A 321-nucleotide genomic window follows, 5' to 3' on the forward strand; every position below is an offset into this window, starting at 1 on the left:
TGAAGAGAATACTTTTAACTTTATCTTTGTTTCCTGCTATTCTTTGTGCGCAGGAAGTACAAAGCCCCGACGGTAATTTGTCTGTCAATATTCAAAAAAGCAATCTGTTTTTGACAACGCTTTATGGAATCCTTGGGAAGTACACCCTGATGAGAATAGCTATGCAAGGGGGTGTACACCGTAATGGAGGATATGCATACTTCCTGAAAAAGCATCACGATAAAGCACTGGAACATGATGAGATAGCTTACCAAGCCGCGGGAAGAGCAAACTATTTTGACTGTGATATTGCTGCAGGTCAGATTTATGTTTATTGCAAAA

General features: G+C 39.9%; 1 protein-coding gene. It reads left to right on the plus strand.

All coding sequences use genetic code 11. The features are described 5' to 3' along the window. Nucleotides 1–321 (plus strand): hypothetical protein (locus D0T85_RS22150; RefSeq protein WP_163215680.1); only part of this gene is annotated, 321 nt, incomplete at both ends.

Source organism: Bacteroides sp. 519 (assembly GCF_010500955.1).
Classification (GTDB): Bacteria; Bacteroidota; Bacteroidia; order Bacteroidales; family Bacteroidaceae; genus Bacteroides.